Here is a 21,239-nt window from a genome sequence, read left to right on the forward strand (position 1 = left end):
AGATACTGTTACTTTAGGGTATGGGGCTGGCTGATCCTATTTTTTTGTGTAGCCGTCGATGGCATGGCCCAGTGCAATGTAAACGACCCATACGATAAGCTCATCAGTGGTTATCACGCCTCAGTCGCGATTAAAAGTACGGGGGAATATTCTATTTGGGGGGCAAACATGGCTCCTTCGGGTTTAACGGGCCAGCTAACGCCTTTAGAAATTAATTCAACTAATTATTCTAATCTTTCAGGCACTATCTATAAAGCAGGTATTGGAGGCTCTTACACGGGAACGTCGATTGACCAAGCAGTCGTATTAACCTCTACGGGTTTATTTGCTTGGGGTGCCGTGGGGTCACTTTTCAGTCCTACGCTGACGACTTCCCCTGGAGTCGCCCAAATCACCCCTCCTGCTGGATCTTCCTCCATCGGCCTTCCTATCGGCTTAGAGCCTTCCGATGTAAAAATGCTGTTTGCGATGTATCGAACCCTTATTTTATTAAGTAAAGCGGGAGACGTATATGTGTTAGGTTATATATCTGGCGCATTGGATGGGAATGGAGCGGTGCAAGGAACGGCTGGATCGAACGTATGGCAACGGGTAAAAATAGACCCCACTACCTATTTAACGGGGGTAAAAGCGGTACGTGGACACGTTGGAAACACAAATATTAATGCATTAATCGCTGAAACGAATGACGGCAAATTGTATACTTGGGGTCGTACCACCATTTTAGGCGATGGATCAGGGGTAGCGTATCGGTCGTACGCGACAGAGATGACGCTTCCGGATGACGTGAAATCCAAAGGTATTCGGATGATCGGTGTAACCGGCGGTGTGATGGGTGGGAGCTCTTATAACACCTATTATGTCTTGAGTAATTCCGGAAACCTCTACGCGATGGGGGATAATAAAAATTACCAATGTGGCGATTTCTCGAGAGATCTTTTACATCTCAATTGGGTACAAGCGAAAAAATCAGCAGCTCCTAATGACTTTTTGACGAATGTTATTTTCCTTACGGTGCAAGAACATAGTAATTCCGTTCCGGCAGCGGCGGCCATCACAAAAGCGGGGGATTTTTATTCTTGGGGATATAATGCCCGCAATATGTTAGGCAGGCCCATTGAAAACGCCTCCTATGATCCGGGTTTAGCCGGCGGTTTTAATCAAGGAACTGATAAAGCACTCTTCGCAGAAATGGGCGGTCACACATTGCTCTATGTAAAAGAAGGAAGTTCTAAGTTTTGTTATGTAGGACACCGGATTAACGGAAGTATGGGCGATGGCACATCTTTTGACGCGCGCGAGCCCATCTTTAACTGCGACCAAACTCCCACCATCGACCTCTGTGGCTCCGTTCCCAATGTCTCCGACACCACGACCTCGACTATTAACGCCAGCCCTAAAGTTATTAAGGCCAATGGAAAAGATTACTCCACCATCTTTGTCCAATTAAAGGATTTCAAAGGAAATAACTTAACGGGTAACGGAGGCTTAGTCACCATCTCCTCCACCTTAGGAACTGTTTCCGCCGTGGTGAATAACAATAACGGAACCTATACAGCCATCTTAACCGGCGGAATTACGGCCGGAACGGCGATCATCAGCTTCACCATCAATGGCGCAAACGCAGTTCAAACTGATACCGTGACTATATTACCTTACCTCTGGCCGGGTTCTATAGAATCCGATCAATCCCTGTGTTACCCGGCTAAGCCCTCGCTGTTAACCTCTAAAGTCGATGCCTACGGCGTCCCAAGGCCCATTACCTATATTTGGCAAGTTAGTACGGATAACATTTCGTTCACCCAGATACCTGGTGCAACCGCGAAAACCTACCTGCCACCCCTTTCAAAAACGGTTTATTATTACCGCCGCGGCGCGCGTTCTTCTGTAGATAGCCTTGAGTTTACGAATTCTGTGGTGATCCGAACCGAAGAAATTGCAGGCGGAAAATTAACGGGAACAGGGACATTCTGCGGCGATAAAAATAGCCAGTTAATGAAGCTGAGTGGGCATATTGGGACCATTGCGAAATGGCAATCTGCTGATACTCCCGACTTTTTAGTGGGAGTCGCGGATATTGCAAATACTGATTCTAGTTATACAGCGACGAATTTGCCTAACACGAAATACTTCCGGGCAGTGATTACTCAGCCTGTCTGTGGCACGGCCTACAGTTCTGGCACGGTGGTGGTCATTCACCCCATTCCAGTTTTGAGTTTTGTGCCTAATCCAGCCGAGGTTGTTCGTTGGTCCACTTTAGTGATTACGGCCTCTGGGGCAGATCGCTATGCTTGGTCTCCACGCTATGGATTATCTGCGGTAGACAAAGCGGTGGTGAACGCAAACCCGCTAAAAACGACCACCTATTCGATTAAAGGCACGAATAATACGGGCTGCAATAGCACGACCTCATTAACGGTGACGGTTTTATCAGCGGGAACTTTGGACACGGATGGCGATGGGATATATGATGAAGACGAGGAAAACCCCTTAAAATACAAACCAGATTGCGATGGTGATGGGATAGAGAATAGGTTGGATGCAGATCCATGTCCGTTCTTCGAGCCACAAGGAATTTCGCCTAATGGAGATGGTAAAAATGATGTTTTGGTCTTTGAGGGGCTCTTAACGAAGCCCATCCCGAACCATATTTCGATTTTTGACCGCATCGGTAGCCTGGTCTATGAGACGGAGAATTACCAAAATAATTGGGGCGGCGAAACATCTAAGGGGACTGAGTTGTTTGAGAAAACGGGAGAAGTTCCAGACGGGACTTATTACTATATTTTGGACTTTTATGACAAAAGGCCTACCGTGAAGAATTTTATATATGTCTTACGTAACATTAAAAAATGATGATTGAATCTTACTTTGCAACCATTCCTAGTGCGCACCGAGCGTTGATTTTAGCTGGAGGAATTCTCATTTTTTGGCTGATTGAGTCAGGGATTCCGCTATTCACATTCAAGTATAAAAAGTGGGCTCACGCGAAGCTTAACTTGTTTTTGACCTTCACCACTATCGCGGTTAATTTTCCTTTTGCGGTACTTTTAGTGTCGGCGAGTGACTGGACGACCTCAGCGAATTTCGGAATTTTACACTGGTTTGCGATGCCTAGTTGGGCCTTTTTAATCGTGGGTTTATTGCTGATGGATTTAGTGGGGGCCTATTTAGTGCACTTGATCGAGCACAAGATCAAGGTGCTTTGGAAGTTCCATATGGTACACCACGCGGATACGCAGGTGGATACGACGACGGCAAATCGCCACCATCCGGGGGAGAGTGTGATCCGTGCGTTCTTTGCGATTTTAGCCATTTTAGTCTGTGGAGCCCCTATGTGGATGGTGTTTTTGTACCAAAGCCTCAGCGTCGTTCTTTCTCAGTTCAATCACGCGAATATTCGTTTGCCACTTTGGTTAGATACGGCGCTTTCGTATGTGATCATCTCGCCTAATATGCACAAAGTGCACCACCATTTCGAGCGACCACAAACCGATTCGAATTACGGGAATATCTTCGCTTTTTGGGATCGCTTATTCGGGACTTTCGACGCGACGCCGATGGAGAAAATCAAGTATGGCTTAGATGTTTTAGAAAACGACAAAGACCGCTCATTCGCTTACCAACTAAACCTACCTTTTAACCGAAATATCAAAACAGACGAATGAAAAAACTCTTAATTCTTTTCTTGCTTCCGCTTTCGCTAGCGGCGCAAGTTTTATCTCCCGTAGTTCAACCTACGGCAGATTTTGATCTAAAAAAACTAGAGGCTATCGATGCCTTAGTTAAATCCTATGTGGAGAAAAACCACCTGGTGGGTGCGGTTACACTCATCGTGAAAAACAATCAACTCGTTCACTACAAAGGCCATGGCTACGCGGATTTGGCAACCAAAAAACCGATGCCTGCTGACGCGATTTTCCGTATCATGTCCCAAACCAAAGCTCTAACCAGCTTAGGCATCTTGCAACTTTTCGAACAAGGCAAAATCCGCTTGGATCAACCGCTTTCAGATTTTATTCCTAGCTTCAAATCCCCACGCGTCCTCAAGGATTTCAATGCGGCAGATTCCTCGTTTACTTCCGAGCCTGCGAAGCGGGAGATAACGATTCGCGATTTGCTAACCCACTCTTCAGGTATCGATTATGCAGGAATTGGTTCGGATAAAATGAAGGCGATCTACGCAAAAGCGGGTGTTCCTTCAGGTCTAGGCGATAACGGAACGACCTTATTACAAGCGATCACAAAATTAGGCACCTTGCCACTCATTCATAATCCGGGTGAGAAATTCACCTACGGATTGAACACGGATGTATTAGGTTGTTTGATTGAGGTGATTAGTGGGGAAACCTTGGAAGCGTATTTGACGAAAAATGTCTTCATCCCATTAGGCATGAAGGACACTTATTTCAATCTGCCAGCTGAAAAAGGATCTCGTCTGCCTACGGTTTATACGGAGAATGAGAAGAACCAAATCATCACCTGGTCACCTACCTTCCGCGGTATTAATCCTAATTACCCCTTATTTAAGAAGACTTTCTTCTCAGGGGGTGCAGGACTTTCGTCTACTGCCTTTGACTATGCGATCTTCTTGCAATGCATCTTGAATGGCGGTAAATACAACGGAAAGCAGATCATCGGCCGTCGTACAGCGGAATTGATGGTAAGTCCAAACTTCCCATTGGGGGATGATTCCTTTGGTTTAGGATTTATGTTAGCTGGCGAAAAGTCAGCGAATCGCAAGATGCGTAATAAAGGCTCTTTCTCTTGGGGAGGCTATTATGGAACGACCTATTGGGCAGATCCTAAAGAGAAGATGATTGTGTTGATCATGTCACAACACACGCCTAATTCCCATGGTGATTACCAAGAAAAAATAGAGAATATTATCTACGGAGCTTTGAAATAAAATAAGGGGCCCGCGGCTACATGACTGCATAAAGATGCATGCGTGCCGCGGGCCCCAATTTTTATTTAATCAATTCTAAGACTTGCGCTCCTTCTGGCACATCTGCGACTAAGATACGTGCGCCTTCCTTCTCGAACTTCGCCTTCACAGCGGCACCGTTCAAGACAGCAAGCTTTTTGTATTTGCCCGGAATAAGCAGAGTTTCTTCGCCCGGTTTATTGAATAAGTGTACGAAAACGCTCGTCGCATTTTCTGTTGTCACACCCCACTTCTGCGGTTTTACTGGACCACCTCGCGTTCCATACACCGAACGCCCATTGGCTTCTAACCATTTGCCCACTACCGCTAAACTATCTGTAAATTCTGGCTGAATCTTACCCGTAGGCATCGGCCCCACGTTTAAAAGCAGGTTCGCGTTTCTACCCGCTGCGCCCACTAATAGCTGATGAATTTGGGTAGGCGTTTTATATTTGTGGTCCATCATGTTGTAGCCCCAGGCTCCATTGATGGTTTCGCAGGTTTCCAAAGGCAGTGCTGAGGCAGCTTGAAAGCTCAAACCATGTTGATTCTCTCCTGGAAGATCGCGTTCAAACATTTGGAAATCCTCCCCAGGAATCGGATCCAAGTGGTGGTTATTCCCAATCATACATTGTGGCTGCAAGGAGTGAATCAGTCCATAAATCTCGTCATATTTCCAATCAATTCGAGAGCTGCGATCCTTGTTTCCCTCCGGATTTGTTTGATCCCAATGCCCATCGAACCAGATGTTGCTGATCTCGCCATAGTTCGTCAATAATTCCGTTAACTGTGTCTTCATGAATTTCAAATACGACGCATAATCGCCCTGACCCTTGCGGCCAGAGTTTTGCCCAGTCCGTCCTGTTTTCCAAGGATAATCTTCTCTGTACCAGTCCAAAGTCGAATAATACAGCCCCAGCTTTATGCCTTGTTTTTGGCATTCCGCCGCTAATTCTTTCAACACATCCCGCTTAAACGGGGTATTTGTAATCTTCCAATCCGAAGCTTGTGTATCCCAATTCGAGAATCCGTCATGGTGACGCGTGATGAAAATGATGTATTTCATCCCGGAATTCTTTGCCATGGAGACCCATTCTGCCGCGTTAAATTCGGAGGGATAAAAGCCCTTCAGGAGTCTTTGGTAATCTTTTTTGTCAATTTTTCGGTTATTCATAACCCATTCCCCATCTGCTAGCATTGACGAAATGCCCCAGTGAATGAATAATCCGTATTTATTGTCTTGGAATTGTGTTCTCGCCTGAAGGTTTGCTGGCGAAGGAGTGTAGGTTTGGCCGAAGGCCAGCGTGCTGATTAGGAGCAGCGACGCGAGTAGTGTTTTTTTCATAGGTTTAGATTTGTGTTTGGTTTATATCAGGGGAGACCCTGTTGGAAAGTTATCTCCGTAGTTAAGCCCATCGCACTAAATCGAAAGGCCATAGTGCGTGCCATGGATGGGTTTTTTATATTTTCACACTGTTCTCCTTTTTCCAAAAAGTAGACATAATACTCTTGATTGCGATCTGCTAATTGCTGAATATCTGGTTTGCCTAGGATATCTTCCAAATCATTCGAGCTAACTCCCTTCCACGTCATTTTATGCGTTTTCAGCCAGTCGATTTGTTTTTCCCTCGTCCCACCACAAGCGCCTCTATCTTTTTTAAACGCTTCCACATCGAATCCGCTTAAATCCGGTTGATTCGTGCAGGAAGTGAATAGTACTAGTAGTAGGCCGAAGGTTGTCAAAATTCTCATGCATTAAATTTAAGGAATTGTCGGTAAATTGCGACATAAATCCATCGCCGTGCACGTATTAATCTCCCCTGATAAGTTTAAAGGATCTCTATCCGCCTCTCAAGTCTGTGAGGCCTTAGAAAAGGGAATAAAAAAACGTCGCCCCAAAACCATTTTCACCAGAATGCCCCTCGCCGACGGTGGCGAAGGAACACTCGAAGTCATTCAGCAATTACATGGCGGCACATGGATCACAGTAGACACCTTTGATCCCTTAATGCGCCCCATCCAAGCGGACTATTTGTATTTAGCGGACCAAAAAACCGCCTACATCGAAATGGCTCGCGCCTCTGGACTAGCCCTTTTAAATGATAAAGAGCGCAACCCCTTAAAAACATCCACCTTCGGAACCGGGATTCTCATTGCGGACGCCTTACACCGCGGCGCCTCACAAATTATCCTGACTATCGGTGGCTCCGCTACTAACGATGCCGGCATTGGAATGGCAGCAGCCCTGGGTTGGAAATTTTTAGATGCGAAAGGTCTCGAATTAGCCCCTACAGGTGAAAATTTGATTCAAATCGCATCGATTAGCTCAGTGGAACTCGGCCCTTGCGCTTTCACCGTTGTTACCGATGTTGCAAATCCACTCGCAGGACCTACTGGTGCAGCTTACGTTTTTGCAGCTCAAAAAGGAGCAAGCGCTACAGTAATTAAACAATTAGACAAAGGTCTAAACAATATCGCTTCTTTCTTCGGTTCTCTTGCCACAGAAGCAGGTGCCGGCGCAGCTGGTGGCCTCGGAGCTGGCGCTCTTTATTTCTTTAAGGCAAAAATAGTCCCTGGTTCCAGCTGGGTGATGGACAAAGTCCACTTCAACCGTGCTCTCCTAAAAGCAGACTTCATAATCACCGGCGAAGGAAAGATTGACTCTTCCACCTGGGATGGCAAAGTCGTCTCAGAAGTGGTAAAACGCTGCGACAAAGTCTTCAAACAAACGATCCTGGTCTCCGGTACCTTTGAAAGTTCAGCAAACTTTCCGCTTTTCCTGGATGAAAATGATGTTATAACCATCTCCTCCCGTGCCGCTAATTCTATTGATTCCCTCGCACATGCCGCTGAGCTTTTAGAGCAGATTGGAGAGGAGATAGCGTTAAAGTATTTGAATTAGGTGGTTTTTTCTATTCTAATATTTTCGCTTTGTTAATTGCCTTAAGAAGAACTTCTGTAGAATTGTAATTACTGATTCTTTGGTTAAAATCCTGTAAATTGGATTTGTACTTAGACCTTTCTTTTATCAAGATTGACAAATTAGATTTCAACGATTCCTGTGTTATTAGTTCTATATTTCCCGTTAGCCCTAGATTGTGATATTTAACTTTCTGTGCATTTCCGAATTGATCACCTTCCAATGGATAAATTAACATTGGAACGTTAAAATGTATTGCTTCTTTAATGGAGTTTAGTCCCCCGTGTGAAATAAAAAAATCACACGATTTTAAAATATCTTTTTGATCAACATATTGTAATAATTGAATTTGGTTCCACCTACTTTGGTTCGAATTATATAATGCCATGTTCTTTCCCACCGTGACTATTGTCTTAACATTAGGGAGCTCATATAATACTTCATTTAGTTTATCAAGAAAGGTTTCTATTATACGAGTTTTGTGAATGTTTAATGTGCCAAATGAAACATAAAGTAGCTCTTTTTTAAAATGCCCCTGTCCGTTTATTGCGCTTTCAGTTGCTTGCATTACGGAGGTTCCTAAATATATCGTATCATGAATTGTAGTGTTGAATTCCAATTCAATTGGACTTACTGCGATGGTATCAATTGAATTGAATGTACAGCCAATTGGATAGGTCCATTTTAGAGCGTATTTCTTATTAATATTTTCCTGAGTGAATTTCTTTTTTATGGTTGATTTATCATCAAATCCCATAAATTTCACCCATTCAAAAAATCTATTTTTCAATAAATTAGCCTTTATTAAGGTATTTTCAATAAGTATTTTTACTGGTTTATCAGGCGAATACGCGCTAGTCAGATGAGGAGAATTCCAGCATAGAGATGTAGATAATGTAGTTTGCAGAAAAAATAATTTGCATTTATTCTTTTTCAAAATGTGGTATAATGGGATAAAATCTGTTGAATTATGTGAATCGATAAATACTAAATCAGGGGCGATATTTTCGATGATATTTTCTAATTCAAGTTTTCTGCTTTCATAGATTTTAAATTCCATTCTTTCACTTAAAATCTCTTTTAATTGACTAGTTGAATAATCGCCATATAGGTCATAATCTAAACCAAAGGGGATGGCATTTAGTATACAAGTATTATATCTCAAAGATTTCAAATTACTTTCATATTCGATATTTGTAGATATGTACGTTAAATATCCAAGATGTGTCAACGAGTCGACCAATGAAAAAGTTGCCGAATAGTGTCCCTGAGCTGGTGTAATAATCAAGAGAGCTTTCATCAGTTGTTAAATAATAAAAAGATCAAGCTGATGGAAATGGAAAAATAGGTAACTGCAAAAAAAGAAGTACGAAAGCTATTGCCTCGTACATTTTTAATTTCTATGCTAAATAGTACAATACCTAAAATGAGAAACATAAAATCAGAAATTCTTGAAACCCAGAAAAAAGACATTTTTTCATATGAGTTGGCGAGTGTTAAGTTGATATTTTTTATATCATCAACTAAGAATAAATACAGTGACATGAATTTTAGAATTTCACTTCCAATTAATGAAAAAATAAAAAATTTAAGGCAGTAAAACCAATCACTTATTGGCACATATATTTTATGTAATTGTATCAAAAACCAAACCAGGATAGACTCGATTAATAAAATAAATAGGAGTGAAATTGTTGAAATAAATATGCTTAATATGCTTGAAATTCTAGCAATCCCTTTAATAGAATGAGGTTGATTTTCAATAAGAATCTCTGTCTTAATTATACCTGCTAAGAAAATTAGACTCGTATAAAGTAATAGAATTTTGATGTAACCACCAATGCCCTCAATTTTCATATTGTGTTAATTAAATGATATAAATGATTCAATTAATGCTGATAAAGCAAGAAGCCCTGTAGGCACAATGAGTAATTTAGGAGAGGGAATTAATTCAATGGCAAATTCAGAATTTACAACTATTTTTCTCATAAATGGAATCCCTTCAAAGCTAAGGTAGGTCCATATGAAGAAAGCTAAAATTTCTGTTACTGCATGTGGTAAAATTTGGTTTTCAATTACAATTAAAGGGTTTGAAAATGATGAATTTATTCCACTTATTAACATGCCAAGTGAAAATAAATTCCAAGTAAATAAGATAACTGAGGCAATACCCCCGGTAATATATCCCACCAACAGAATTAATAGACCAACTTTCAAATTGGTAAAGAATAGGAAAATAAATAGCTCCCAATGGTTGACATTTTTTTTTAATTCTATGAATAACTCTTTATGGCCAATTTGGGGTAGGTCATAATAAAAGCCTATGAAATAACTTAGCACCCCAATTAACCCTAAAATTAATATCCTATTATATTGAAAGGTTGGTAACATGGCTAATTCTTTGATCTAGTGTCGGATAGTTAGGAGACCATCTCTCCATTTGGCCTTTACTTGCTTTATTTAAATCTTCTAGTGCAGTAATCATTGCTTTTTTACCAACTTTACGTGCCGCATAGGCATCAGCTTGAGTTTCAAATTTTTTTTGAAAAAAACCTAAAATCAACATAGGAATGAGACCATAAAAAACACCTCCAAAAGCCATTAAATAATACACATAATATGGACTAGCCATATATGGTAAAACCAATAGGCTATAGACTAAAGTTGTTATTGCTAACAATAAGATATTGATAATATATAGTTTACGTAGATGGTTTAATTTTAGGTGACCTAATTCATGAGCAATAATTGCATTTAGGCCTTCGTTTGAGAGTTGTTCGAATATGCTTTTTGTCAACAATATTACTTTTGTAAAAGGAATAATACCAGAAGCAAAAGCATTGGCCCCTCCATTCTCAATAACAACTATTTTTTGATTACCATAGAATCGATCAACTAGGTCCCTCTCAATTAAAGAGTGATTTCTCTTAGATTTTAATAAATAATAGATCGGTGATATGATATATAAAACGCTAAGCGGGACAAGTGAAAATACGAATGTTATTATCCAGATGGTTACAAAAGATTCAGTGTTATTCTCAAAAATCCCACTCCTTTGCATTAAATAGGATACGCCAAAAAATAGAAGGTAGATGGAGAAGTAGTGAAATGCATCCTCTTTGTATTCAATGTCTCTAAATGGTTGTAACGAATTTGTAATTATACACGAAACAAATAGTAAAAGAATTTTTGTTACTAATAGGGTGAGGACTAAGCCAAAAGAGATTATGAAGCAAATTTCCATATGTATTTTGATTTATTTTGATACGAGAATTTGACTTTTAAAATCAAATTCTCGTATAATTCATTAAAGCGCCCCTACAGCACCTCCAATTAGCATGCCCCATGGTCCAGCTGCTATAACCCCAACTCTAACGCCTACTTGGGCTCCAAGTCTAGCTGCTGCTATTGGGCCTACTGCACTAACGGCTCCTGCAACCGTTGCTTGTGCTGCTGCATTTGTGGTAACATAAGATGCTACAACATACCCAACATTTGCACTTTTGTTTCTTAATATCCCCTTGGTTCCTAGAATCATGGTGGTGCAGGTTAAAATGCCTAAAAGAACTTTTTTCATTGCCTTAAATTTTTAATTTTAATCCCTACTCTTGTCTGGTTTTTCGGGTTGCACCATCGAATCAAATGGAATGAATCGCACCTATTCAGTAGACGTCATTCAAAAGCAAATACAATAGATGATGGGGGAACAGATGGGGCCTAATTGATTGCTTAGGCCGAGGTAAATGTAAGGTTCTTTATTTGATAAACAACTGTATCGGTGAACTCTCAATTAAATTATCAAGAAACTGATAATTTTAGACTGAATGAAGTTTCAATTTGAACGGCATCGACGAACTATTTTAACAATGAATAAAACGACTGTAGCACAGATTATCATTCGAACCAGCATACCTGCAATCATGGAGTCAAAAGGGGATACTATTGCCATAATTAGTTCTTTTTAATTCCCAGCGCATTCCCAAACGCACCTTTACCCTCCAGATTTTGAATGGCCTTGTTTTGTTCAGGAGTGCGTTCTATGACGGTATTTCTTTTCCAATATTCAGGGTCATAGGCGAACTTTTTTATTAGATCCCTATCATTCCCACCTGCATTCGCTCTTTCATAGTTCATCGTAACTGCTTGGGTACTCGTTTCATAGAGATAAGTCAAGGAGGAAACGTGAATGGGTAGGATTTCTTTTTTTAAGTGGTAATCCACGCGGTATTGTACTTTCAGGTATTCTATCGATCGGCCACCGGCAACATCTTTAAAGCTTATTTCGAATTCATATTTTGGGTTGACCATTTTCATCACCCAAAGGGGATGCTTATTCTTCATTTTTACTCCTAAATCGGAGTGGGTAATAAAGGTAATTTTCAAAATATCATAGGTGTCGGTGTCTATGAAAACGGTTCCATATTTAGAGTTTGCTTGGGCTGGCAATTTATTGGTAAAGTGGATCTCCGCTATTTCCCGCTCGCCCTCTTTTCGAAGGTTCGCGATGCTGTAGTGGTATAGATCACTACCTGTTAGGCTAATGACTGCGTGCCTGTTCGTATCGAGGTCGATGAGTCCGTAGGCTTTGGTATAATAGGAGAAGTCTTCAAATTTATAGACCGCATCCTGAGCCGCATATCGACCCTTTAATACAGCGGTTCCTTCTAAGCGACTATTGCTTGATTTAGTCGCATAGATGATTTCCTGCCACTCGCTGGTTTGTTGATTTATTTGGGTGCTTTGTCTGTAAATGGCCTTGCCGTAAAACTTTAGAGAAAAATTCTGCATTAGTTTTTGGGCGGCATGAGAGACTAATTCTCTAGCATAGTTCCCCACACGAACTTCGGGTAGTAATATGGGGGTGGCTTTTAGTCGAATGATGTGATCGCCATTTTCTTCTAATTTGAGAACTGATTTTCCATAGGAAAGATGGGAGATGATTAATTCAGCAGGAAGCTCGTTAACGGGAATGGAGAAATCGCCCATTTCGTTCGAAAGGGTGTTTCTGTTGTCCTTAGTACTTATACTAGCAAAAGGGATTTTATCACCTGTTTCAGCATCGACAATTTGACCTTTTAAGGAGATTTGTGCCGAACTAGTTAGATAGCTTAGGAGCAGGATAAGGAGAGTATAGCTATATTTTTTCATATGTTTCTTTTAAAAAAGGGGAGCTAGAGCCCCCTCTCATTCAATTACTCAAATTGGACACTAGCGCTAGCAGTGACAGACGTGCCTTTCTCATCTGTTGTAGCACTAGTGGATAGTGTCCACTTGTTCTCAAGACGCTCTTCTAATTCTTCCACTTCGAATAGCGCAATTAATTCTGGGGTAATGTTGTTTTTTACAGGTTTCATAATGGGTAGTATTAATGGTTAGAGGGTCTGATGAATCCCAATTCTGCTGACCCTTTAAAGCAGGTTTTGGGAGGACTTTGTGATTACCTAAGCAGCGATTTTAATTGACTGATTAGAAATCGAATGGCTAGTATATAAAACAGCAGGATATGAATGAGTTGAACATGTAGGTCTTGAATGTGTAGGTTTAATTGACTCACTTTTACGACTATCTGATAGATTGAAAAAGGGAATCGGATGATCTCTTTTTGGTAGCTCATCAGCGTATAGCCAAGAACAAGTAAAATGAAGAAGGTATTCAAAAAGCCGTAGGCAAAAAGTAACATTTCGCGGCGGCTGGCATTTACTTTAAAGTTATTTTTTCGCCAAGAATGAAGGAAAGATCTTCGCATGACTTTGGATAAAACCTGCTTAGATTTCAGGAGTAGATTAGGAGTATTTGTTAGATCCGACAGTAACCAGTAGCCATCAAAGCGAACGAAAGGGTTAAACTCCCACAGCACAAAAACACTGATCGATAAGGAGGCGAATAAACAGACTGGGGATTGGGAAATTAAGTAAACAAGACTGAGAATTACTGCATACAAAACCTCCGCAAAAATACCCCCTAAGTTGGCAATAATTCGTTGCTCTTTGGTCCCCATCCAAATGTTCGTTATTTCAGCATACATGACAGGTAGTATGAAATAAAATCCAAATCCTATGCCACCAGGCTTTAACTTATATTTAGCGCAGGCAGCAATGTGACCCAATTCGTGGATGAGCATGGTAGGGTAAATCAAAGCCATCAAGTTCAAGTAATTTACTTGGTTTATAGAAGGAGATTCGAAGCCTATGGCCATTCCGAGTAAGAATAAAATCATCGCACCCGCGGAAAACCAAAATACCAATGGCTTGAAAAAGGGCTGAAGAGGAATAGACAAGAAACGGGCTATGCGCGCGTTCAGCAATGGAATTTTTAGTTTTAAATAAGCATTTTTAAGACCCGGTTTTTCAGGTATAGTATCCTCCTGAATAATTTGATATCCCCCTAACTTTTCATCCACCAATTCCCGAAAAGATTGCATCGAGATCGTTTGATTAAATGACTGATTAAACACTTTATGCGCAGCTTCTAAACTTGTCGCTGCAGAAAGAATGTGTACTAATTCCGTGGTTGCGCGATTAATTAACAAATGCCGATTTTCATCGATTTGCAAAACGGAATTTGTTGCATCAAAAGGTCTGATTTGTAAATTCTCTTTTACTAGCATGATACCGTGGATTTAGTCAATTGATATAAGGTATTTAACACTGTGCTTGTAGTAAAAAGTCGGTTGTGATCGTCGACAATACAATTCACGCCAAAGGAGCTTTTTCTCCATCGCTTAACACTGCTCGGATCTAGGACATCGGTAGCCGGAATTCGAAGGATGCGGGTCGTTAGCCAGCTGCCATCAGTCATCTGATTTTTTAAAAGCCAGTCCACTCCTTTTTTAATCGATTTATCGAATGCTTTGGCATCATAGGCATGTAAGGCTTTAATCGCCAAAGCGGTATAAAAAGCACTCGGTTCCTGCGTTGCTGGATTAGACCAATAGCCACTCGTTTCTTGTTCATTCGCTAGCCAAAGCGCCGGCGTTTCACAACGACTTTTTAATTCGGAATGATGCGATAAGGCTTGAATGCCAAAAGAGGTCGCGTACACATCGCTTGTCCACCAATAGGAACTCCAATGGGTTTTATATTCTAGTAGTGAGGCCAGGTGCAGACAACTTATTTCAAAGTCTAATCTAAGCGATGGAATATCAGCTAAAACATAGGCTGCCGCAGCGCTAACACAGGCATGTGAGTTTGTCCAACCTTTCACAGAAACAGAAACGGGTAAATCTAATTTCTTCCGCAAAGCTGTAGGATCCCGGTAGGTAACCCACCCGCCATCTGCATTCATAAAGGCTAGCCAATTCCGCTGTGTTAGGTCAGTGTCAAAGCCCATTTTTTGTTGGAAACCCACGAGAAAACTACTCGAATCTCCGTCTTGAATCATCGCCCCATTGAAAGCGGTGGAGGAAATTGAAATAACCTTTTGTAGTACCGGTTTTAATAGGGGGTTCGAGTTATCAATCTCGGCTAATTGCATTCCTATGTAGGCGCTTGTCCAGGTGGTGCTTTGGCCAGCGGAGGTCATAAAATCTGTCCATTCAGTTGAATCTTCGATGTTCTTCGCTAGGTAACCAAGAGCATTTTCTATTGAGGAATCTAGGGAATTATACTTCAAAATGGAGAAGCTTTTTTGGGACTTAATTTCCGTTTTCAAGAATAGGTCATCTACTTCTTGGAGGTGTGATTGACAGCTACTGATTTGTTTCTCCAGGAAGCTAAAAAAAGAAGAAAGACCTGCTGATGAAGCAATAAGAGCGCTTTTTTCAAAATGTGCTATCGCTAAACCGAGGTTTTTTTGTGCGATGCCGGACACATATAAATAGGTGTGAAGTAGGGCAGGATCCTGGGTTACGATCCCGTTTTGCTTCAAGTACATCTGCGTTAAAGACATCGGATAGGTCCATTGGCCTTCTTTGAAATCTAGTTTAAAATCGTCGATATCATCCATGTACTGAAGACCGATGTGGAGCTGGGAAATACAGTCGATTAATTCATCTCGCCTCAAGTTGAAACCGGCTAAAAAGGCAAGGGAATCTACGGCAGCAAGGCTCATGGCAGATTTCCCAATCGCTATTTCTTGGAAAATCTCTGGAGTCATTTCCTCCTTTTTATGAGAACCCTTTTTCTCTGATATAACAGAGTTAAAATACCTCGATTTCAAGTTACTAAACTGCTCCCAAAACGGACTGCCCTCTGGATACAAGGCAGCAAGCCCGCGCATGGCTTTTTCATAGAATTCAAAGCTTAATCGCATTTCACCAAGAGAGAAATGCGAGGAATCAATCAACTGATCAAAGCATAACAGAAATCGAAAATAGAGGTAACTGCTTAAAGAAAGCGACTCTAGTTGGGCAGCACTTATCGAGGGAAAAGCCGGTGCGAGGTAGCTTATTAAATGAAGATATAAGTGGTGCTCAGACAGCATTTTAGGGTCTAAAAGCGCCTCTTTTTCAGCGGTAGGAATCGACAGTGTTCCTATGTAGTTGTGATAAAACGACATACCTTATTATTCTAGTGGTTAGCAAAAGCGTGATCACCCTAAAAAAGGGGAAAACAGGGAATAAATGAGGGGGGGGAACAGATGTGCCTTTTGATGATTAAGGCCGGGGTAAATGTAGGATTGTTTTTTGGAAAATAACGGAAACCTCTAAAAAAGAGCTGAAATAACCAAGAAACTGATAATTTAAGCGAGTTGCACAAGTCGCTTTGCGGCCTCTAAAAGCACTTCATCCTCTTTTGCAAAGCAGAATCGCAGGATTTTGTCGCCTGGATCCGTTTCATAGAAAACAGAGACGGGTATAGAGGCCACTTTAATTTCGCGAGTCAAACGATCCGCTAAATCGATATCTTTTTCTGAAGTGATAGCTGAATAATCAAGGCATTGGAAGAAACTTCCGGCGCTCGGTAGGACTTTCCAGGCACTTCCTGCGAATTGGGAGGCGAAAAGGTCGCGCTTTTTTTGGTAAAAATCAGACAAACCCAGGTAATGTGCCGGCTCTTTTAAGTAGTCTGACAGCGCATATTGCAAAGGTGTCGCACTCGAAAAAGTGACCCACTGATGTAGTTTTCTGAATTCAGCCGTAAGGTAGGCAGGTGCAATACAAGAGCCTATTTTCCAACCTGTGATGTGATAGGTTTTGCCAAAAGACCCACACACAAAACTGCGTTTCCCCAATTCTGGATGCAATAAAACACTAGCATGCTGAGCCCCATCGAAGACGATGTGCTCGTACACTTCGTCTGAAATAATCAAGATATTGGTTCCTTTAACGATCTCCGCGAAAGCATCCAGATCTGCCATCGACCAAACCGCTCCCGTCGGATTGTGTGGACTGTTCACCATGATTGCTCTCGTTCGATGTGTAATTTTCGAAGCTAATTCAGCCCAATCAATGGCAAAATAGTTCGAAGCCTTCAAGGGGATATGAATCGGAATACCTCCGGCCAGTCGAACTATGGGATCGTAGGCATCATAGCTTGGGTCAAACATGATCACCTCATCACCCGGCGAAACGCAGCAATGAACTGCTGCAAAAAGGGCCTCAGTAGCGCCAGAAACGATGGTTACCTCTGAATCAGCATCCACTGGAATGTCATAAAAGGAGGCGGTTTTTGCCGCCAGTGATTGTCTAAAAACCGGCACGCCGGCCATGGGGGCGTATTGGTTATGTCCTTTGGAATAGTGCTGAAGCAGTTCTTGCAAAGCAGGCGCACAATCGAAACCAGGAAAACCTTGGGAAAGATTTAAGGCCCCGTGCTCGAGGGCGAGGGCTGACATTTTGGTAAATATCGTGGTCTGAACGTGTGGCTGCTTCGAAGGAAATGTAATCATAGCCTAATTTAACAAGGCTTTTCCATCGTACCAAACTTGCACCACCTCCAAAGCCGCATTCAACTCCACAAAACACGCACGTTTTCCTACTTCAATACTGCCTAATTGATCTAAATTTGCCACCTCTGCCGGATAAACGGTCGCCATTTTGATAGCTTCTTCTAGTGGGATTGAAGCCTTTTGAACGCAGTTTTGAATGGCCTCTATCATCGTTAAAGAAGAACCGGAAAGTACTCCTGCCTCGTTCGTGAAACGACCGTCTTTGGCCAAAAACGAATACGGACCCGACACATCATTCGTCACCGCATCCGTGATTAAAAACAATCGATTCTTCTTTAAACGGTATGCGAGAGAAAGCGATTTAAAATCGCAATGTAAGCCATCCGCAATGATGCTCGTCCAGGCATCAGAATCGAAGCTAGCACCCACTAATCCGGGCGCGCGCGATTGCCATTGTGACATCGCATTAAAGAGGTGCGTGATGCGAGAAACGCCCTTATCTATGGCATTCATCGCTTCCGAATAGGTCGCATCGCTATGCCCTAAGGAGCACATGATGTGACTTTCTAACAGCAATGAAAGTTCCTCATCACTGAACATTTCCGGAGCGATCGTTAAGTAGGTAGGAACGCCCGCTGTCCGGGTGATGAGCTCGCGAAGAAAATCTAAAGACGGTTTTTGAACGAATTGCTCTTGGTGCGCCCCGCGTTTTACCGGATTAAAAAAGGGCCCTTCTAGGTGTAAACCCACTAATCCAGGTCCGGAATAAGCCGAGTAAGCATCGACAGCCTTCCACATCGAGTCAGCCGGCGAGCAATTCAAGGTAATTTGAAAAGCCACCGTTCCCGTTTTATGGTGTTCATCGAAAGTCGCTTGAATCGCATCTGTTGTTTGGTGATTCGAGAAGAGAATACCTCCTCCACCATAGATTTGCAAGTCGATAAATCCGGGTACGAGGAAATTGTCAGAGGAAGCCCCCGAACCCAAAGAAATAGCCGAAATAAGGCCATTCTCTATCGAAATTTCCTGGTTTTCTAGCCATTTGTGGCCCGTAAAAATGCGGCTTGCAAACATCTTAATATCCAGTCGCTTGTCCGTCTTTACGCGATTCCGTTGCACCATAATACACCTTGCGAACTGGGTCGTATTTAATACATTGGTAACCTCCGTAAATACCGTTCATGTAGCCCACCTGGTGGCCTTTTTGCAATAAATCACGAATGACTTCATACGGATAACCGTGCTCCAGCGTGATCATTCCCCCTGTCGTCTCCATTGTTTCACCTGTCGGTTCTGAAGATCCCTCGTGATTAATACGTGGATAATCGCCTGCTTCTTGTACGTTTAGGCCAAAGTCTACCACGTTCATCACAATCTGCACATGACCCATCGGCTGAAACGCGCCACCCATTACGCCAAAACTCATCACCGGCTGACCATCCTTCGTCATAAACGCTGGAATGATCGTTTGGAAAGGTCTTTTACCCGGTGCGTAGCTATTATTTTCGCCCTCTTTTAAATTGAATAATTCGCCACGGTCTTGGAACATGAATCCCAAACCATCCGGCATCATACCTGACCCAAAACCTCTATAATTACTCTGAATCAAAGAGACCATATTGCCATCCTTATCCGCCACCGTTAAGTAGATGGTATCTCCCTCTTTCAATGCTGGATTTCCTGCCTCGTAATGGCGACCCGCGCGGTTCGGATTGATTAACGCCCGGCGCTTCGCGCCGTACTCTTCCGATATTAATTCCGCTACTGGAATTTTGGCAAACTCAGGGTCTGCATAATATTTCGCGCGATCTTCGAAAGCCAGTTTTTTGGCCTCCGTAAACAAGTGCACATGCTCCGCTGAACCTAATTTAATTTTAGAGAAGTCATAGCCCTCTAAAATCGTTAACATCTGCAAAGCTGCGATTCCTTGGCTATTCGGCGGCAACTCCCACACATCATATCCGCGGTAATTCACCGATACCGGCTCCACCCAAGTGGACGTGTGCGACGCTAAATCCTCATAGCTCAAAAACCCTCCATTCTTCTTCATAAACGCGTCCATTGTCCGCGCCATATCTCCCTTATAAAAGGCATCACGCCCCTCTTTTCCTAATTTTTCTAGTGTATTCGCTAAGTTCGGATTCTTGAAAATATCCCCCTCGACAGGCGGCTTACCATTCGGATAATAGTGATTCGCGACGTTCGGAAACTTACCATAAGCTGCTGGAACACGACCTAATGCAGAAGCAAACTCACCATGTACCGGAAAACCATTGCGCGCATACGAAACCGCTTTTTCCAACACCTTATTCATTGGCATTGAACCGAATCTTTTATGCAATTCAAACCAGCCATCCACACAACCCGGAACACTTACCGGCAATGGACCCAGCGAAGGAATGTGCGTTAATCCGCGCTTTTTAAACTCAGCTAAAGTCAAGGATTTTGGCGATCTACCCGACCCATTCAAGCCATATAATTTCTTCGTTTTTGCATCCCAAACAATGGCAAACAAATCCCCTCCAATTCCATTCACATGTGGCTCCACCACGCCTTCCATCGCATTCGCCGCAATCGCCGCGTCGATGGCATTGCCACCCGCTTTCAGCACATCAAGTGCCGCTTGCGTCGATAAAGGATGTGAAGTAGCGGCCATCCCATTTTGAGCAATGGCCTGCGAACGTGTCGCCCAAACCTTACCATACGGACGATCTTGCGCGCTCGCAAGTAAAGGAAGAATCAAGAGTAGGAATAGTTTTTTCATGTTGTTGATTTTGAAACAGTAAATTAGGGAATGGCGGCTTTAAATGCAATTATCAACTAACTTATAAAAAAGGGCAGAGGTAAAATTCAGATCAAAATGTTCTCTACCTTTCAAAATGAGAAATAGGAAAATAGTTGAAGCAGATTTCATTATCGATAAACTAACAAAATCAATTGAGGAAGTTTCTTCAGGGCAAAACATATCTACGCTGATTTTGCCGTTAAAATTAGATGATTTATTAGGTTTAAAATGGCAGTTTGATTGGGAATTAGAACTCGAAAAAGAAAGCCATTTTGTTTATAAATTGGTTGCTGAAAATAATCCCAATTTAATCCAGGGTTTAATTTGTTTAGAGCGAAAACCTGATCATATTTACATACATCTACTTGAAAGTTCTTCTTTCAATAAAGGAAGCCAGAAACAGTTTTTAGGTGTCGCGGGCAATCTGGTTGCTTATGCTTGCAAACAATCATTTCATTTTGGGAACGATGGCAATGTTTCCTTCATTGCAAAAGAACAATTGATTAATCATTACGAGAGGTCCATTGGCGCATTTCACTTTGGCAATAGAAGAATGATTATTAATACAAATGCAGCTAAAATATTAGTTAACCAGTATTTTAATTCTTAAGCTATGAAAACGACAAAAATTCGGTTAGATGTGGACCAAATAGGAGGAAACGGCAGTCTGACTCCTTCAGATGAAAAAATGATCAGCCATTATATCCGAGATCAGAAACAGAATCAAACACCTGCGAAAAAAGTAGCTACTCTGGCTAAAACAAAAAACCCCTAGACCA

At 42.0% G+C, this 21,239-nt stretch carries 20 protein-coding genes; 6 read left to right on the top strand and 14 right to left on the bottom strand.

Annotation, left to right across the window (positions count from 1 at the left end):
* The first annotated feature begins 63 nt into the window (after positions 1-63).
* From V7S74_RS06580 to V7S74_RS06590, 3 genes are read left to right on the top strand one after another with little or no spacing between them, the layout of a single operon-like run.
* Positions 64-2,856, top strand: a complete 2,793-nt coding sequence (locus V7S74_RS06580; RefSeq protein ID WP_406777981.1) for an invasin domain 3-containing protein — start codon at positions 64-66, stop codon at positions 2,854-2,856.
* The gene (locus V7S74_RS06585) at positions 2,853-3,668 is read left to right on the top strand and encodes a sterol desaturase family protein (RefSeq protein WP_406777982.1); all 816 of its coding nucleotides are present in this window, start codon (positions 2,853-2,855) and stop codon (positions 3,666-3,668) included. The genes V7S74_RS06580 and V7S74_RS06585 overlap by 4 nt, the downstream gene beginning before the upstream one ends.
* Positions 3,665-4,909 carry a serine hydrolase domain-containing protein gene (locus V7S74_RS06590; RefSeq protein WP_406777983.1) on the top strand — a complete coding sequence of 415 codons (1,245 nt, stop codon included), beginning with the start codon at positions 3,665-3,667 and terminating at the stop codon, positions 4,907-4,909. The genes V7S74_RS06585 and V7S74_RS06590 overlap by 4 nt, the downstream gene beginning before the upstream one ends.
* Before the next feature lie 61 nt (positions 4,910-4,970).
* On the opposite strand, the gene V7S74_RS06595 is transcribed toward V7S74_RS06590, so the two are convergent.
* Together V7S74_RS06595 and V7S74_RS06600 are read right to left on the bottom strand one after the other, a co-directional pair.
* Entirely contained in the window at positions 4,971-6,272 is a 1,302-nt protein-coding gene (locus V7S74_RS06595; protein WP_406777984.1) for an alpha-L-fucosidase, read from the bottom strand.
* Positions 6,273-6,298: 26 nt separating this feature from the next.
* On the bottom strand, positions 6,299-6,679 hold the full coding sequence (locus tag V7S74_RS06600) for a hypothetical protein (RefSeq protein ID WP_406777985.1): 381 nt from the start codon (positions 6,677-6,679) through the stop codon (positions 6,299-6,301).
* Positions 6,680-6,728: 49 nt separating this feature from the next.
* Between V7S74_RS06600 and V7S74_RS06605 the strand changes: the two genes are divergently transcribed.
* The gene (locus tag V7S74_RS06605) at positions 6,729-7,829 is read left to right on the top strand and encodes a glycerate kinase (protein WP_406777986.1); all 1,101 of its coding nucleotides are present in this window, start codon (positions 6,729-6,731) and stop codon (positions 7,827-7,829) included.
* 10 nt (positions 7,830-7,839) lie between these two features.
* Here V7S74_RS06605 and V7S74_RS06610 read toward each other — a convergent pair whose 3' ends face one another.
* The 12 genes from V7S74_RS06610 to ggt form a co-directional block, all read right to left on the bottom strand.
* The gene (locus V7S74_RS06610) at positions 7,840-9,147 is read right to left on the bottom strand and encodes a glycosyltransferase (protein WP_406777987.1); all 1,308 of its coding nucleotides are present in this window, start codon (positions 9,145-9,147) and stop codon (positions 7,840-7,842) included.
* A complete protein-coding gene (locus tag V7S74_RS06615; protein WP_406777988.1) occupies positions 9,147-9,704 on the bottom strand; it encodes a hypothetical protein in 558 nt (185 codons plus the stop codon). Before V7S74_RS06615 ends, V7S74_RS06610 begins: the two co-directional genes overlap by 1 nt.
* Before the next feature lie 6 nt (positions 9,705-9,710).
* Positions 9,711-10,238 carry a stage II sporulation protein M gene (locus tag V7S74_RS06620; protein WP_406777989.1) on the bottom strand — a complete coding sequence of 176 codons (528 nt, stop codon included), beginning with the start codon at positions 10,236-10,238 and terminating at the stop codon, positions 9,711-9,713.
* Positions 10,216-11,091, bottom strand: a complete 876-nt coding sequence (locus tag V7S74_RS06625) for a M48 family metalloprotease (RefSeq protein ID WP_406777990.1) — start codon at positions 11,089-11,091, stop codon at positions 10,216-10,218. Before V7S74_RS06625 ends, V7S74_RS06620 begins: the two co-directional genes overlap by 23 nt.
* 63 nt (positions 11,092-11,154) lie before the next feature.
* Positions 11,155-11,424 (bottom strand): hypothetical protein, encoded by a 270-nt coding sequence (locus V7S74_RS06630; RefSeq protein WP_406777991.1) that lies wholly within the window; start codon positions 11,422-11,424, stop codon positions 11,155-11,157.
* A 374-nt stretch (positions 11,425-11,798) separates the two neighbouring features.
* Complete coding sequence (locus V7S74_RS06635) at positions 11,799-12,995, bottom strand: carboxypeptidase-like regulatory domain-containing protein (protein WP_406777992.1); 1,197 nt, start codon at positions 12,993-12,995, stop codon at positions 11,799-11,801.
* 44 nt (positions 12,996-13,039) lie between these two features.
* Positions 13,040-13,201: a hypothetical protein gene (locus tag V7S74_RS06640; protein ID WP_406777993.1), complete on the bottom strand. Its 162-nt coding sequence runs from the start codon at positions 13,199-13,201 to the stop codon at positions 13,040-13,042.
* A gap of 83 nt (positions 13,202-13,284) precedes the next feature.
* Positions 13,285-14,454 (bottom strand): hypothetical protein, encoded by a 1,170-nt coding sequence (locus V7S74_RS06645; RefSeq protein ID WP_406777994.1) that lies wholly within the window; start codon positions 14,452-14,454, stop codon positions 13,285-13,287.
* The gene (locus tag V7S74_RS06650; protein ID WP_406777995.1) at positions 14,448-16,343 is read right to left on the bottom strand and encodes a prenyltransferase/squalene oxidase repeat-containing protein; all 1,896 of its coding nucleotides are present in this window, start codon (positions 16,341-16,343) and stop codon (positions 14,448-14,450) included. Before V7S74_RS06650 ends, V7S74_RS06645 begins: the two co-directional genes overlap by 7 nt.
* Positions 16,344-16,526: 183 nt before the next feature.
* Positions 16,527-17,675 (bottom strand): methionine aminotransferase, encoded by a 1,149-nt coding sequence (locus tag V7S74_RS06655; RefSeq protein WP_406777996.1) that lies wholly within the window; start codon positions 17,673-17,675, stop codon positions 16,527-16,529.
* A gap of 3 nt (positions 17,676-17,678) precedes the next feature.
* The gene (gene nagA / locus V7S74_RS06660; RefSeq protein WP_406777997.1) at positions 17,679-18,797 is read right to left on the bottom strand and encodes an N-acetylglucosamine-6-phosphate deacetylase; all 1,119 of its coding nucleotides are present in this window, start codon (positions 18,795-18,797) and stop codon (positions 17,679-17,681) included.
* Positions 18,751-20,439 (bottom strand): gamma-glutamyltransferase, encoded by a 1,689-nt coding sequence (ggt, locus tag V7S74_RS06665; protein WP_406777998.1) that lies wholly within the window; start codon positions 20,437-20,439, stop codon positions 18,751-18,753. The genes nagA and ggt overlap by 47 nt, the downstream gene beginning before the upstream one ends.
* Positions 20,440-20,554: 115 nt before the next feature.
* On the opposite strand from ggt, the gene V7S74_RS06670 reads away from it, so the two are divergent.
* Complete coding sequence (locus V7S74_RS06670; protein WP_406777999.1) at positions 20,555-21,070, top strand: hypothetical protein; 516 nt, start codon at positions 20,555-20,557, stop codon at positions 21,068-21,070.
* Positions 21,071-21,073: 3 nt separating this feature from the next.
* Positions 21,074-21,235 (top strand): hypothetical protein, encoded by a 162-nt coding sequence (locus V7S74_RS06675; protein ID WP_406778000.1) that lies wholly within the window; start codon positions 21,074-21,076, stop codon positions 21,233-21,235.
* The last annotated feature ends 4 nt before the right edge of the window (positions 21,236-21,239 follow it).

The organism is Aquirufa novilacunae, from assembly GCF_045310505.1.
GTDB classification, from domain to species: Bacteria; Bacteroidota; Bacteroidia; order Cytophagales; family Spirosomataceae; genus Aquirufa; species Aquirufa novilacunae.

Coding starts and splice junctions, on each gene's coding strand:
- nagA (WP_406777997.1), bottom strand. CDS start 18,797: ATGGTGCAACGGAATCGCGTAAAGACGGACAAGCGACTGGATATTAAG.
- V7S74_RS06645 (WP_406777994.1), bottom strand. CDS start 14,454: ATGCTAGTAAAAGAGAATTTACAAATCAGACCTTTTGATGCAACAAAT.
- V7S74_RS06595 (WP_406777984.1), bottom strand. CDS start 6,272: ATGAAAAAAACACTACTCGCGTCGCTGCTCCTAATCAGCACGCTGGCC.
- V7S74_RS06580 (WP_406777981.1), top strand. CDS start 64: ATGGCCCAGTGCAATGTAAACGACCCATACGATAAGCTCATCAGTGGT.
- V7S74_RS06620 (WP_406777989.1), bottom strand. CDS start 10,238: ATGTTACCAACCTTTCAATATAATAGGATATTAATTTTAGGGTTAATT.
- V7S74_RS06610 (WP_406777987.1), bottom strand. CDS start 9,147: ATGAAAGCTCTCTTGATTATTACACCAGCTCAGGGACACTATTCGGCA.
- V7S74_RS06585 (WP_406777982.1), top strand. CDS start 2,853: ATGATGATTGAATCTTACTTTGCAACCATTCCTAGTGCGCACCGAGCG.
- V7S74_RS06615 (WP_406777988.1), bottom strand. CDS start 9,704: ATGAAAATTGAGGGCATTGGTGGTTACATCAAAATTCTATTACTTTAT.
- ggt (WP_406777998.1), bottom strand. CDS start 20,439: ATGAAAAAACTATTCCTACTCTTGATTCTTCCTTTACTTGCGAGCGCG.
- V7S74_RS06590 (WP_406777983.1), top strand. CDS start 3,665: ATGAAAAAACTCTTAATTCTTTTCTTGCTTCCGCTTTCGCTAGCGGCG.
- V7S74_RS06635 (WP_406777992.1), bottom strand. CDS start 12,995: ATGAAAAAATATAGCTATACTCTCCTTATCCTGCTCCTAAGCTATCTA.
- V7S74_RS06675 (WP_406778000.1), top strand. CDS start 21,074: ATGAAAACGACAAAAATTCGGTTAGATGTGGACCAAATAGGAGGAAAC.
- V7S74_RS06630 (WP_406777991.1), bottom strand. CDS start 11,424: ATGAAAAAAGTTCTTTTAGGCATTTTAACCTGCACCACCATGATTCTA.
- V7S74_RS06655 (WP_406777996.1), bottom strand. CDS start 17,675: ATGATTACATTTCCTTCGAAGCAGCCACACGTTCAGACCACGATATTT.
- V7S74_RS06650 (WP_406777995.1), bottom strand. CDS start 16,343: ATGTCGTTTTATCACAACTACATAGGAACACTGTCGATTCCTACCGCT.
- V7S74_RS06640 (WP_406777993.1), bottom strand. CDS start 13,201: ATGAAACCTGTAAAAAACAACATTACCCCAGAATTAATTGCGCTATTC.
- V7S74_RS06625 (WP_406777990.1), bottom strand. CDS start 11,091: ATGGAAATTTGCTTCATAATCTCTTTTGGCTTAGTCCTCACCCTATTA.
- V7S74_RS06670 (WP_406777999.1), top strand. CDS start 20,555: ATGAGAAATAGGAAAATAGTTGAAGCAGATTTCATTATCGATAAACTA.
- V7S74_RS06600 (WP_406777985.1), bottom strand. CDS start 6,679: ATGAGAATTTTGACAACCTTCGGCCTACTACTAGTACTATTCACTTCC.